This is a genomic window from Streptomyces pseudogriseolus (genome assembly GCA_002154585.1).
GTDB lineage: Bacteria > Actinomycetota > Actinomycetes > Streptomycetales > Streptomycetaceae > Streptomyces > Streptomyces pseudogriseolus.
In genome coordinates, this window is record MUNG01000033.1 from 17,078 (window position 1) to 31,097 (window position 14,020).

The following is a 14,020-nucleotide window of genomic DNA, read 5'->3' on the forward strand; positions in this document are numbered from 1 at the left end:
CTATGCGCGGCCGGAACCTGCTGTGCAACACGGGGCGGACCACCGCGCCGGCCTCCAGGACCGGCCGGTGGCCGAATTCGTACGGGCCTACTTGAGGTTGATCTCCGCGCACGCGTCCTTGAACTCGGCGGTGCAGATGTCGGACACCTGGAAGAAGCCGTCGGCGATGACGGTGTCCTCGAGGTTGTCCTGGGTGATCGCGACCACCGGCACCAGCTGCGCCGGAATGTCCTGGTCGGTGGGGCTGTCGACGCGGTCGCGGGTGAGCGCGTCGAACTGGATGTCCCGGCCCTGGACCCGCGCCACGGCCATCTCGGCGGCGTTCTCGGCCTCTTCCGGGTAGGACTTGTAGACGCTCATGTACTGCTCGCCGGTCACGATCCGCTGCACCGCGGAGAGTTCGGCGTCCTGGCCGGTGATGGGCGGCAGCTTGGTGACGCCGGCGGCGCGCAGCGCCTTGACGATGCCGCCCGCCATGCCGTCGTTGGCGGAGTAGACGGCCTCGATGTTCTCCAGGCCGATCTCGTCGATCGCCTCGGCCATGTTCTTCTCGGCGTTCTTCGGGTCCCAGTCCTTGGTGTCGAAGGACTTGGCGATGGTGACCTTGCCCTTGAGCTCGGACAGCGCGCCGGCCTTGAACTGCTTGGCGTTGGGGTCGGTGGACGAGCCGTTCATCATCACGATCTTGTCGGTGACGCTCAGGTCGCCGCCGAGCGCCTCCAGGAGGGAGCGCCCCTGCACCTCGCCCACGAGGGAGTTGTCGAAGGAGATGTACGCGTCGATCGGTCCCTCGGCGAGCCGGTCGTAGGCGATGACCGGGATGCCGGCGTCCTTGGCCTTGCTGACGCTCTCCGCGATGCCGTGCGCGTCCACCGCGTCCAGCACGATGACGTCGACCTTGCTGTCGATCATGCGCTGCATCTGGTCGGTCTGCTTGTCCGCGTCCGCCTCGGCGTTGGCGTACTCGACCTTCCCCTTGTTGTCGGTGAGCGACTCCACCTTCTTCTTGAACATGGGGTAGTCGAACTGCTCGTAGCGCGTGTTGGCCTTCTCCGGGAGGAGCAGGCCCACCGTGATGTCGTCCCCCTTGGCGGGGCTCGCGTCGTCGCTGCTGCCCGTCGCGTCGAGCATGCCGCAGCCGGCGAGCGTGACGGACATGGAGACGGCGGCCACGGATATGGCGATACGACGCATGCGAGGGCTCACTTCAGGTGCGTTTTGGACGTGGGCACAGCTTTGCGGCCCATGTGACTGAAAAGACAACGCTTCGGCGCCCATCGAGTCAAGAGGCAGCCACTTAACGAGATGAACACGACACGGTGCGCTGAACTCGTGAAAGTCTCGCGGACACACCGCGGGGATCACCTGGACACGCAGGCATACCATAGCCACAGGTGTGGTCGTACATGAGCCAAGGGGCCCGTGGATTCTGCGAACCCACGGGCCCCTCTCGGCGTCGCGCGCGGTCAGTCCGACTGCTGCTGGCGCTTGGGACGCCAGACCACCAGCGCGCTTGTCTGCTGCACCTCCTGGTAAGGCACCAGGTCACGGCGGTACGAGGCGTGCACGGCGGCCTCGCGCTGGCGCATGGCCGCCGCCGCGCCGTCGAGCGCGTCCTCCAGTTCGGCCACGCGGGCCTGGAGGGCGGCGACCTGGTTCTCCAGTTCGATGATGCGCTTGATTCCGGCCAGGTTGATGCCCTCGTCCTGCGACAACTGCTGCACCTGGCGGAGCAGTTCGATGTCACGGGCCGAGTAGCGCCGGCCCCGGCCCGCCGTACGGTCCGGCGACACGAGTCCCAGACGGTCGTACTGACGCAGCGTCTGCGGGTGCAGGCCGGAGAGCTGGGCCGCCACCGAGATGACGTAGACCGGGGTGTCCTGGGTCAGTTCGTACGGGTTGCGTCGACGGCCGTCCATCGCATCAAGCTCCCTTCGCGGCCTGGAACAGCTCCGCCCGCGGATCCTGGTCCGCGGTCGCCTCGCGATACGCCTCCAGGGCGTCACGAGCCTTCCCCGTCAGGTCCTTCGGAACACTCACCTCGACGGTGACCAGCAGATCGCCGCGGGTGCCGTCCTTGCGGACCGCCCCCTTGCCGCGCGCCCGCAGGGTGCGCCCGTTGGGTGTGCCCGGCGGCAGCTTCAGCGTCACCGGCGGACCGCCCAGCGTCGGGACCCGGATCTCGCCCCCGAGGGCCGCCTCGGGATACGTCACCGGCACCGTGACCGTCAGGTTGTCGTCCTTGCGCCCGAACACCGGGTGGGCGCCGACGTGCACGACGACGTACAGGTCGCCCGCCGGGCCGCCCCGCTCGCCCGGCGCGCCCTTGCCGCGCAGCCGGATCCGCTGGCCGTCGCTGACCCCCGCGGGGATGCGCACCTGCATCGTCCGCGAGGACTTGGCCCGGCCGCTGCCCTTGCAGACCTCGCAGGGCTCCTCCGCGATCAGGCCGCGGCCCTTGCAGTCCGGGCAGGGGTCGGTCAGCGAGAAGCCGCCGCCGGAGCCCCGCGCCACCTGGCCGGTGCCGACGCAGGTCGGGCACACGCGCGGTGTGCCGTTCTTGTCGCCGGTGCCCGAACAGGCCTTGCAGGGCGACTGCGACGACATCCGCAGCGGGACCGTCGCGCCCTCGATCGCCTCGGTGAAGCTGAGCGTCACCTCGGACTCGATGTCCTGGCCCCGGCGCGGCTGGGTGCGCGTGCCGGCACCCGGCCCGCCCCGGTTGAACAGGCCCCCGAAGACGTCACCGAGCCCGCCGCCGAAGCCGCCCTGGCCGCCGGCCTGACCCCCGAAGAGGTCGCCCAGGTCGAAGTTGAACGAGCCGCCGCCCGCGCCCGGCCCCGGACGGAAACCGCCGTTGCCGAACAGCGCGCGCGCCTCGTCGTACTCCTTGCGCTTCTTGGGGTCGCCGAGGACGTCGTTCGCCTCGGAGATCTCCTTGAACCGCTCCTCCGCCTTGGCGTTCCCCTTGTTGGCGTCCGGGTGGAACTCGCGGGCGAGCTTCCGGTACGCCTTCTTGATCTCGGCCTCGGTGGCGTCCTTGGGGACGCCGAGGACCTTGTAGTAGTCCTTCTCGATGAAGTCCTTGGTGCTCATCCCCGACGTCCCTCCTTCCCTGCGTCAGCTCTTACGTCAGCCCTCCTCCGGGCCACCGCTCTCCTTGTTCTCCCCGTCGGCCTGCGCCTCGGTGCTCTCCTCGGCCGGCTTCACCGTCTGCGCGCCCGGCTGGGGCTCGGCGACGGCCACCCGCGCGGGGCGGATGGTGCGCTCGCCGATGCGGTACCCCGGCTGGAGAATCGCCACGCACGTCGTCTCGGTGACGTCCGGCGCGTAGGAGTGCATCAGGGCCTCGTGGATCGTCGGGTCGAAGGGCTCGCCCTCCTTGCCGAACTGCTGGAGGCCCAGCTTGGCCGCCGTGGTCTCCAGCGACTCCGCGACCGACTTGAAGCCGCCGACCAGCTCGCCGTGCTCCCGCGCGCGGCCGATGTCGTCCAGCACCGGGAGCAGTTCGGTCAGGAGATTCGCCACGGCGGTCTCCTTCACGGCTGCCCGGTCCCGCTCGACACGGCGGCGGTAGTTCTGGAACTCCGCCTGGAGGCGCTGGAGGTCCGCGGTGCGCTCGTTCAGCGCGCTGCGGGCCTGGTCCAGCTGGGCCACCAGAGCGGCGTTCTGCTCGGTGTCCCCGGCCGGGGCCGCCTCTTCCTCGGGAGAGGGAGCGGCGGCCTGCGGCTCGGCGTCGTCGGACGGTGCGCCGGAAGGGACATCGGGCTGCTGCTCGTCGAAGCCCGGGGTCTCTTCCGTCACGCCGCACCGTCCTTGCGGTCCTCGTCGACGATCTCGGCGTCGACGACGTCGTCGTCGGCCTTGGCCTCACCGGCGCCGGCGGACGCGCCGCCCGCGGCCTGCGCGCCCTGGGCGTCGGCGTACATCGCCTGGCCCAGCTTCTGCGAGACGGCGGCGACCTTCTCGGTGGCCGTGCGGATCTCGGCGGTGTCCTCGCCCTTGAGCTTCTCCTTCAGCTCGGCGACGGCGGCCTCGACCTCGGTCTTGATCTCGCCGGGCACCTTGTCCGCGTTGTCCGTGAGGAACTTCTCGGTCTGATAGACGAGCTGCTCGCCCTGGTTGCGGGTCTCGGCGGCCTCGCGGCGGGCGTGGTCCTCCTCCGCGTACTTCTCGGCCTCCTGGCGCATCCGCTCGACCTCGTCCTTCGGGAGCGACGAACCGCCGGTGACGGTCATCTTCTGCTCCTTGCCGGTGCCGAGGTCCTTCGCCGTGACGTGCATGATGCCGTTGGCGTCGATGTCGAAGGAGACCTCGATCTGCGGGACGCCACGCGGCGCCGGCGGCAGACCGGTCAGCTCGAACATGCCGAGCTTCTTGTTGTACGCGGCGATCTCGCGCTCGCCCTGGTAGACCTGGATCTGCACCGACGGCTGGTTGTCCTCGGCCGTGGTGAAGATCTCGGAGCGCTTGGTCGGGATCGTGGTGTTCCGCTCGATCAGCTTGGTCATGATGCCGCCCTTGGTCTCGATACCGAGGGACAGCGGGGTGACGTCGAGCAGGAGGACGTCCTTGACCTCGCCCTTGAGGACACCGGCCTGGAGCGCGGCGCCGATGGAGACGACCTCGTCCGGGTTGACGCCCTTGTTGGCCTCCTTGCCGCCCGTGAGGTCCTTGACCAGCTCGGCGACGGCGGGCATACGGGTCGAACCGCCGACCAGGACGACGTGGTCGATCTCGCTGACGGAGATGCCGGCGTCCTTGATCACGTTGTTGAACGGGGTCTTGCAGCGCTCGAGCAGGTCCGCGGTCAGCTGCTGGAACTGGGCGCGGGTCAGCTTCTCGTCGAGGTGCAGGGGGCCCTCGGCGGAGGCGGTGATGTAGGGGAGGTTGATCGAGGTCTCGGTGGACGAGGACAGCTCGATCTTCGCCTTCTCGGCGGCCTCGCGCAGACGCTGGAGCGCCATCTTGTCCTTGGCGAGGTCCACGCCGTGACCGGCCTGGAACTGCTTGACCAGGTAGTCGACGACGCGCTGGTCCCAGTCGTCACCACCGAGGTTGTTGTCACCGTTGGTGGCCTTCACCTCGACGACACCGTCGCCGATCTCCAGCAGGGAGACGTCGAAGGTACCGCCACCGAGGTCGAAGACGAGGATCGTCTGGTCGTCCTTGTCGAGGCCGTACGCCAGGGCGGCGGCCGTCGGCTCGTTGACGATGCGCAGCACGTTCAGACCGGCGATCTCGCCGGCCTCCTTGGTCGCCTGGCGCTCGGCGTCGTTGAAGTACGCCGGGACGGTGATGACCGCGTCGGTCACCTTCTCGCCCAGGTACGCCTCGGCGTCCCGCTTCAGCTTCTGCAGCACGAAGGCGCTGATCTGCTGCGGGTTGAAGTCCTTGCCGTCCAGGTTGATCTTCCAGTCGGTGCCCATGTGGCGCTTGACCGACCGGATGGTCCTGTCGACGTTGGTCACGGCCTGGCGCTTGGCCACCTCGCCGACCAGCACCTCACCGTTCTTGGCGAAGGCGACGACGGAAGGCGTGGTCCTGGCGCCCTCGGCGTTGGTGATGACGGTGGGCTCGCCGCCCTCCAGAACGCTGACGACGGAGTTAGTCGTGCCCAGGTCGATGCCGACCGCACGTGCCATTTCGATTCCTCCAGCTGACTTGAGTGGAACAGACTCAAGCATGCATGACGCCCGCCGCCGGGTCAACAGAGCTGAGTCGAGCAGACTCAACTCTTATCCGCTCCTTACACGCAACCGTTCGCTGACCTGCGTCGACGCACTGGCGACACGTTGACGCGGACGGAAAACGGGGGTGACGGGACGCCGCACCAGCGCCAGGACGAGCACCGCGGAGGCCGCCGCGACCCACCCCACCGCGCCCGGGGCCAGCCTGCCGGTGTGCACGCACACCGCGACCAGCGCCGCTCCCGCGGACCCGGCGCCCAGCAGCACCGGCACCGCGCGGGGCGCGAGGCCCAGCCGCCGCAGCCGGTGCCCGAGGTGGTCCGGCCGCCCGCGGGTCACCGCACGGCGGTCGAGCAGCCGCCCGAGTACCACCAGGGCGGCGTCCGCACACCCGAGTGCCGTCACCCCGTACAGCACGGCGGCTCCGGCGCCGATTCCCTGCCCCGCCCGCACGAACACCGCCGAGGCGGCCAGCACGAACCCGGTGAACAGCGCGCCGGAGGCCCCGATGCCCGCCCGCGCGGGGAACCAGTTGTGCAGCAGGAACCCGGCGAGCGCGGCGGCCAGCACGCCCAGCAGCGCGGCCGGTCCGTCCATCAGCTCGGCCGTGGCGCACGCGGCGAGCCCGAACGCGCCCACCGCGCCGGCCGTCCCGGCCAGCCCGTCGGCGTGGTCCAGCTTCCGGAAGGCGACGGTCGCGACCACGATCGCCCCGACCGCCGCGACCCCGGCGGCCACGCCGGTCTCCTCGTACGGCACGACGAAGCACGCGGCGACCGCCGTGCCGGCCGGGGTGACCCACCACCGCAGCCGCCGGAGGTCGGCGGCCAGGCCGAGCAGGGCGACGCAGCCGGCCGCCGTCACCAATCGGCCGACCCCGGCGCCGAGGGGCACCAGGCCGGTGGCGTCGGCCGCCGTCGCGACCAGGACGGTGGCCGGCGCGACCGCCGTTCCCCCGGACAGCGGCAGGGGCCGGCGCCGCCTGCGGTCGGTGATCCCGAGACGCAGGGCGGGGACCCGCAGCACTCCGGTGAGGAAGGCGGAGAGCAGCAGTGCGGTGGCGGCGGCGGCGATCCCGTAGAGCACGGATATAAGTTAGGGGCGTATGGCACGATTTGGCGTGAATAACACGATCGGATCCCGGACGCCATCCGGGACTCGGTCCGGGACACCGTCCGGGCGCCCCTCGAGGTCGCCTTCATAGGCAACCCTCAGCGATTCAGATCACCCCGCGCCCGGCTACAGTGCGGCCTGAGATGGGGGTAGTCTCAGACGGACTACATAAGTTACCGCTTAGTAATCTCGGGGAAGCCGTGGTGGAGCCCCCGGCGAAGTCCCCCACATCCCTCCTGAAACCCCTCGCAGGCCCGAGGAGCCCCCATGCAACTCGCCGCGATCATCGTGTCGCTGGTCCTGACCGTGGTCGGCGTTGCGCTGCTCGCACGCGCGATCGGCCAGTTCGTCAGGTACTTCAAGCTGGGCCAGCCCGTCCCGGCCGGCACCCGGACCGACAACCCCTACCAGCGCAGTGTGACCCTGGTGCGGGAGTTCCTCGGCCACACCCGCATGAACAGGTGGGGCGTCGTCGGCATCGCCCACTGGTTCGTCGCCGTCGGCTTCCTGACCCTGCCGCCGACCCTCGCCCAGGCCTTCGGCCAGCTCTTCCAGGCCGACTGGGTGCTGCCGGTCATCGGCGACTTCCTGCCGTTCGAGATGTACACCGAGTTCATCGGTGTCATGACGGTCCTGGGCATCGCGGTGCTGATCGTCATCCGCCTGCTCAGCCTGCCGAGCCGGCCCGGCCGCAAGTCCCGCTTCACCGGCTCCAAGGCCGGCCAGGCGTACTTCGTCGAGTACGTGATCCTCACCATCGGCCTCGCCATCTACGTGCTGCGCGGCCTCGAGGGCGCCCTGCACCACGTCGACAGCTACGACGCGTCGTACTTCGCCTCGTACCCGCTGGTCCAGGCCTTCGACGGGCTGTCCGTCGGGACGCTGCAGAACCTGGTCTACCTGACCGCCATGATCAAGATCGGGACGTCCTTCATCTGGATGATCGTCGTCTCGCTCAACACCAACATGGGTGTGGCCTGGCACCGCTTCCTCGCCTTCCCCAACATCTGGTTCAAGCGCGAGGCCACCGGCGGGACCGCCCTGGGCGCCCTCCAGCCGATGACCTCCGGCGGCAGGCCGATCGACTTCACCGACCCCGGTGACGACGACGTCTTCGGCGTCTCCCAGGTCGAGCAGTTCTCCTGGAAGGGCCTGCTGGACTTCTCCACCTGCACCGAGTGCGGCCGCTGCCAGTCGCAGTGCCCCGCCTGGAACACCGGCAAGCCGCTCTCCCCCAAGCTCCTGATCATGTCCCTGCGCGACCACGCGCACGCCAAGGCCCCCTACCTGCTGGCCGGCGGCGGCAAGACCATGGAGGGCGAGGAGAAGGCGTCCGAGGAGCAGCTGGCCGGCGTGCCCGCCGCCGCCCTCGCCGAGGCCGAGCGTCCGCTGATCGGCACCGCCGAGGAGAACGGCGTCATCGACCCGGACGTCCTGTGGTCCTGCACCACCTGCGGCGCCTGCGTCGAGCAGTGCCCCGTCGACATCGAGCATGTCGACCACATCGTCGACATGCGCCGCTACCAGGTGATGATCGAGTCCGCGTTCCCGTCCGAGGCGGGCACGATGCTCAAGAACCTGGAGAAGAAGGGCAACCCCTGGGGCCTGGCCAAGAAGCAGCGCCTCGAATGGCTCAAGGAGGTCGACTTCGAGGTCCCGGTCGTCGGCAAGGACATCGAGGACCTGACCGAGGTCGAGTACCTGTACTGGGTCGGCTGCGCCGGCGCCCTGGAGGACCGCGCCAAGAAGACCACCAAGGCCTTCGCGGAGCTGCTGCACATCGCGGGCGTCAAGTTCGCGATCATGGGCGGCGACGAGAAGTGCACCGGTGACTCCGCCCGCCGCCTCGGCAACGAGCCCCTGTTCCAGGAGCTCGGCATGGAGAACGTCATGGCGCTGAACATGGCGTTCGGCGAGGAGATGGACGACGACGGCAAGGTGACGCCCGAGTCCGCGAAGCCCCGGTCGGCGAAGAAGATCGTCGCCACCTGCCCGCACTGCCTCAACACGATCGGCAACGAGTACCCGCAGCTCGGCGGCGACTACGAGGTCATCCACCACACCCAGCTGCTCCAGCACCTGGTGGACGAGGGCAAGCTGATCCCGGTCACCCCGGTCGAGGGCCTCATCACCTACCACGACCCGTGCTACCTGGGCCGCCACAACAAGATCTACACGCCCCCGCGCGAGATCATCGGCAAGGTCCCGGGCCTGCGCAACGAGGAGATGCACCGCCACAAGGAGCGCGGCTTCTGCTGCGGCGCCGGCGGCGCCCGGATGTGGATGGAGGAGCGGATCGGCAAGCGCATCAACAACGAGCGCGTCGACGAGGCCCTCTCCCTCGACCCGGACATCATCTCCACCGCCTGCCCGTTCTGCCTGGTCATGCTGACCGACTCGGTCAACGGCAAGAAGAACGAGGGCAAGGCCAAGGAGTCGACCCAGGTCGTCGACGTCGCCCAGCTCCTGCTGGAGTCGGTCAAGACCCCGATCGACCCGGCGGGCGAGGAGGAGTCGGAGCCGGCTCCCGAGCCGGAGCCGGTGAAGTAGCACGCAGTCCGCGAAGGGGCCGTCCTGAGGGGCGGCCCCTTCGGCGTTTCCCGACGCTTCAGCACGCGAGGAGCCGCCCCGAGTACGGATCGGGGTACTCCCCTTAGGGGATGTCACAGCTCGGCAGCAATGCCCTGCCGCGTGGCCGGGCCCCGGCACACGGCCGTCCGGGACCAGGTACTTTCAGGGACGTGGCTGGATTCAGGATCGGACGCGGACGGAACAACGACGGCGCCCCCCAGGGGCGACCGCCCCACCCCCCGCACGGGCGGCAGGCACCGCCGTCGTACGGCTACCCGCCGGCGCCGCAGCCGCCGACCTACGGACAGGGCACGGGCGGCGGAAGCCCCTGGCCGCAGCCGCACGCCGGTCACGGCGGCCCGGGCGGCTACGGCGGGCACGGCGAGCCGGAGTACTTCGGCGACGGCGGCTACCCCGCCGCACCGCACGGCGCCCCGCACGACCCGTACGCGGCCAACAACCCCGGTCACACGCAGGCCTTCTCCATCGACGACCCGTACCACCAGGACGACGCCTACCAGGCGCCGCCGCCCGGCCCGGTCGGCCCCCGGCTGCACTGGAAGGACCTGCTGAAGGGCGTCGTCCTGTCGCCGCAGCAGACATTCCTGCGGATGCGCGACTACACGATGTGGGGCCCCGCCCTCATCGTCACCTTCCTCTACGGCCTGCTCGCCGTCTTCGGCTTCGACGGCGCCCGCGAGGACGCCATCAACGCGACGCTGTCCAACGCCATCCCGATCGTGCTGACGACGGCCGTGGCGATGGTGATCAGCGCGTTCGTCCTGGGCGTGGTCACCCACACGCTGGCCCGCCAGCTCGGCGGCAACGGCGCCTGGCAGCCCACGGTCGGCCTGTCCATGCTGATCATGTCCATCAGCGACGCCCCGCGCCTGGTCTTCGCCATGTTCGCGGGCGGCGACGCGATGTTCGTGCAGCTGCTCGGCTGGGCCACCTGGGTGGCGGGCGGCGCGCTCCTCACCCTGATGGTGAGCCGCTCGCACGACCTGCCCTGGCCGAAGGCGCTGGGCGCGTCGTCCATCCAGCTGATCGCGCTGCTGTCGATCGTGAAGCTCGGCACCTTCTAGACCCGCCGGCCCCCGAACCCTCCCGGTCCGGCCCGGTCCGTCCCCCGTCCTGCCCTTGGACCTGCCCGATCAGGCCCCCGGTGTGCATGTCACGCCGGGGGCCTGCCCCTGCCGCGCCGTGATCACCTCCTGCTACTGTCGCCCTGCTCGCGCAGGACGAGCGGCGACATCGTGAAACGCCCCCCTGCGCAGCGCCCTGGGGAGGGACCTCACACGTGAATCGTCCGCTGGACAAGCGGGCCGTGCGCCGTCGGCGTGCGCTCGGCCGTATCGCTCTCACCGTCACGCTCGCCGTGACCGCCGGCATCGGCGCCGCCACGGGAACGGCCACCGCCGCCGGCACCACCACGGCGTCCGCCGAACCCGTCGTCGTCAGCCCCGGCGCCCGCTTCGTGCCCCGCGCCACCGTCGTCCTCAACACCGGCGAGACCGGCTTCCTGACCGCGCAGGAGGGCGACGACCGCCTCCGCTGGATCGACTACGCCACCGGCGCGACGACCGTCCTCGACCACCGGCTGCCGAAGCCCTTCACCTACGACGTGGACGACCTCCGCATCTCCGGCCACCCCGGGGAGTTCGGCCACGGCTCCGACACCGTCGCCCTCTACGCGGCGTCCCCCACCCCGCACGTGACGCTCCAGCAGCGGGCGGGCGACGGACCCACGGTCACCGTCCCGATCCCGGAGGGCCAGTCGTACGTCGCGACGTACGGCGACACCGTCGTCACCCGCACCGGCCCCGAGAACGCGGAAACGAATCTGCACCTGCTGCGCCTGGAGAACGGCGAGGTGCGGGACCAGAAGCTGGAGGGCCTGCCGGAAGGCTGGAACCTCACCGTCGGCACCGGCGACTCCCGGTCCGTGGCCGTCCGCGCCATCAAGTGGGAGGACACCCGGATGTCGCAGGGGTGGTGGGTCGTCGACCTCGCCACCGGCACGGTGAAGACCCTCTCCCCGCACGGCGAGAGCGTGAGCTTCGACCAGGACACGATCTTCCACCTCGGCGCCCCGGAGTCCTACGCCGCCCAGGTGTACCGCCGCGACGACCTGGACGCGGAACCGACCACGCTCGACCTGCGGGACGTCGGCGCGTACGGCGACACGATCCTGCCCTTCGCCGGCGGCTTCGCCACCGTGACCCCGCCCAACCCCGGCGACAACGAGTACCGCGGCAACCACCTCGCCCTGGAGGACACCGAGGGCCACTGGCAGTCCCTGCTGACCGTCGCCTCCCCCTCGCTGCACCGCACGCCCGACGGCTCCCTGCTGGTGACCGGCGCCGAGAACGACACCGACGACGGCCCGCTCGACTGGGGGTACTACCTCGTCACGCCCACCGCCGACGGCACCGTCACCCGCAGGCGCGTCGCCGACATCGAGGACCGTGAGGCCCAGCCGTACGGCATCTCGCTGGGCAGCGGCATCCTCACCACCGCCGACGACTCCAAGCTCTACATGCCGGGCACCTACGTCGGCGCCTACCGCAGCACCTGGCTGAAGACCTCCGGCCGCCCCGAGGAGCTGAACTCGACCGTCGACGGCCTCGTCAGCGGCCGCGACAGCGACTGCGGCGACAGCGAGAACGGCTACTGCGTGACCATGTTCGCCTCCGGCGACGGGTACCACGGCCGTGAGGCCGCCACCGAGCAGGGCGTCACCATGCTCCACCGCAACGGCGACCCCGCCTGGGGCCCGCGGGTGACCTCCGGACTCGGCAGCCCCGAACTCGTCGACCTGTCCGGCCGGTACGGCGTGGTGAATCAGGCCTGGGGCGGCTCGCAGGCCGTCCTGCGCTTCGGGGACGGCGACACCGGCGGCGTCCTCGAGAAGCGGGACATCGTCGCGTCGGCCGTCTGGGGCAACACCCTGTGGAGCGCCACCGGCAGCTGGGACGACCCCGGCCGTGACCTCCCGACCACGGTGACGGCGAAGAACCTGTCGACGGGCGCCGCCGGCGAGACCTTCGACGCCGGCTGCGTCCCCCGCGAACTCCAGGCCGTGGGGCGCTGGGTGTACTGGCAGTGCGACGACTCCTGGCCCAACTACCGGGGCGGCGGCGTCTACGACCGGCAGGCCAAGCGCTCCCTGAAGCTCGGCACCGACAAGGCGCTCCTCGGCGACGGCTACCTGGTCCGCCAGTCGGACACGACCGGCCTGACCCTCCTCGACCTGCACGGCGGCCTCCAGGCCGGCGCCACCGAGGCGGACCTGCCCCGGCGCGTGATCGTCACCGCCGCGGAGCTGGGCAACCGGACCGTGCCCCGGGCCGGCTGGACCGTGGACCGCTTCGGCGGCCACGTCGCCTACGTCGGCGCCGACCGCCGGGTGCGGATCGTCCCGTCGGGCGTCCCGGCCTCCGCGATCGCCGTCATCGACGCGGAGACGTCGTCCACCCTGGCCGTCAAGGCCGGGCAGACCTGGACGTCACGCTGGTGGCTGTCGAAGCCCGCCGCCTCCTGGACGCTGACCCTGAGGAACAAGGCGAGCGGCACGACCGTGCGCACCCTGTCCGGCGGCGAGGTGCGCGGCTTCCTGTCGGCCTCCTGGGACGGCAAGGACGCGGCCGGGCGGTACGTCCCGAACGGCCGCTACACCTGGACCCTGACCGCGCAGCCCGCCGACGGCGCCGGCGCGGCCCTGTCCGTCTCCGGGACCGTGCCGGTCACCGGCGGCGCCGCCGTGTGGCGGGACCTGGCGGGCGACGACGGCTTCGGCGACCTGCTGGCGACGGACTCCGCCGGGGTCGTGTGGATGTACCGGGGCAACGGCACCGGCGGGGTGACCTCCCGCACCGCCGGGACCGCCGGGGCGTTCCCCGCCGGCACGGTGCTCGTGCCCGTCGGCGACGTGGACGGCGACCGCTGCGCCGACGTACTGGTCCGGGTGGGCAACGAGCTGCGCGCCTACCGCCCCGGCTGCGGCAAGGTCGTCGGCGCCACCTCGCCGTACACGGTGATCGGCCAGGGCTGGGGCCAGTACGACCAGCTGACGTCGCCGGGCGACCTGAACGGCGACGGTCACGTCGACCTGATCGCCCGCCAGACCACGACCGGGGACATCTACTTCTACGCGGGCACGGCGGACCACCACCTCAAGGCCCGGGTGAAGATCCAGACGAACTGGAAGCTGTACAAGTGGATCGTCGGCGCAGGTGACCTGAACGGCGACGGCCGCGGCGACCTGCTCGGCCAGGACTCCGCCGGCGTCCTGTGGCGGTACTACGGCACCGCCGCCGGCAGCGTGACCAGGCGGGAGCGGGTCGGCGGCGGCTGGAACGCCTACTCGGCCCTCGTCGGCACCGGCGACCTCTCCGGCGACGGCCGCACCGACCTGCTGGCCCGCGACACCACCGGGAAGCTGTGGCGGTACGCGTCCACCGGCGCCGGCTCGTACAGCAGCCGGGTGCTGGTCGGCTCGGGCGGCTGGAACACGTTCAAGGGCCTGCACTGACGCGGGCGCGGTCGGACGGGTGAGACGGGGGCGGCCCCCGGCGCGGAGTTCCGAAACTCCCGCCGGGGGCCGCCCCCGTTCTGCTTCCGGCTGCTGCTTCCTGCCGCCTCAC

Annotated in this window: 9 protein-coding genes; 3 read left to right on the plus strand and 6 right to left on the minus strand. The window is 70.8% G+C overall.

The window, feature by feature from the left end:
* Nucleotides 1-87: 87 nt before the first annotated feature.
* The 6 genes from CCN29_RS04715 to CCN29_RS04740 form a co-directional block, all read right to left on the minus strand.
* On the minus strand, nt 88-1,194 hold the full coding sequence (locus tag CCN29_RS04715) for a sugar ABC transporter substrate-binding protein (protein ID WP_442538235.1): 1,107 nt from the start codon (nt 1,192-1,194) through the stop codon (nt 88-90).
* 272 nt (nt 1,195-1,466) lie between these two features.
* On the minus strand, nt 1,467-1,919 hold the full coding sequence (locus tag CCN29_RS04720) for a heat shock protein transcriptional repressor HspR (RefSeq protein WP_006134641.1): 453 nt from the start codon (nt 1,917-1,919) through the stop codon (nt 1,467-1,469).
* 4 nt (nt 1,920-1,923) lie between these two features.
* Complete coding sequence (dnaJ, locus tag CCN29_RS04725) at nt 1,924-3,096, minus strand: molecular chaperone DnaJ (RefSeq protein WP_006134639.1); 1,173 nt, start codon at nt 3,094-3,096, stop codon at nt 1,924-1,926.
* A 36-nt stretch (nt 3,097-3,132) separates the two neighbouring features.
* Nucleotides 3,133-3,804 (minus strand): nucleotide exchange factor GrpE, encoded by a 672-nt coding sequence (grpE, locus tag CCN29_RS04730; RefSeq protein ID WP_006134638.1) that lies wholly within the window; start codon nt 3,802-3,804, stop codon nt 3,133-3,135.
* On the minus strand, nt 3,801-5,645 hold the full coding sequence (gene dnaK / locus CCN29_RS04735) for a molecular chaperone DnaK (protein WP_006134637.1): 1,845 nt from the start codon (nt 5,643-5,645) through the stop codon (nt 3,801-3,803). Before dnaK ends, grpE begins: the two co-directional genes overlap by 4 nt.
* Before the next feature lie 93 nt (nt 5,646-5,738).
* A complete protein-coding gene (locus CCN29_RS04740; protein ID WP_086680173.1) occupies nt 5,739-6,776 on the minus strand; it encodes an MraY family glycosyltransferase in 1,038 nt (345 codons plus the stop codon).
* 294 nt (nt 6,777-7,070) lie between these two features.
* Between CCN29_RS04740 and CCN29_RS04745 the strand changes: the two genes are divergently transcribed.
* The 3 genes from CCN29_RS04745 to CCN29_RS04755 all read left to right on the plus strand — a co-directional run bounded on the left by CCN29_RS04745 (nt 7,071) and on the right by CCN29_RS04755 (nt 13,908).
* Entirely contained in the window at nt 7,071-9,353 is a 2,283-nt protein-coding gene (locus CCN29_RS04745) for a (Fe-S)-binding protein (RefSeq protein WP_006134632.1), read from the plus strand.
* Nucleotides 9,354-9,463: 110 nt separating this feature from the next.
* Nucleotides 9,464-10,459, plus strand: coding sequence for a Yip1 family protein (locus CCN29_RS04750; protein WP_037816651.1), 996 nt, complete (start codon nt 9,464-9,466; stop codon nt 10,457-10,459).
* A 215-nt stretch (nt 10,460-10,674) separates the two neighbouring features.
* On the plus strand, nt 10,675-13,908 hold the full coding sequence (locus CCN29_RS04755) for an FG-GAP-like repeat-containing protein (protein WP_086680175.1): 3,234 nt from the start codon (nt 10,675-10,677) through the stop codon (nt 13,906-13,908).
* The last annotated feature ends 112 nt before the right edge of the window (nt 13,909-14,020 follow it).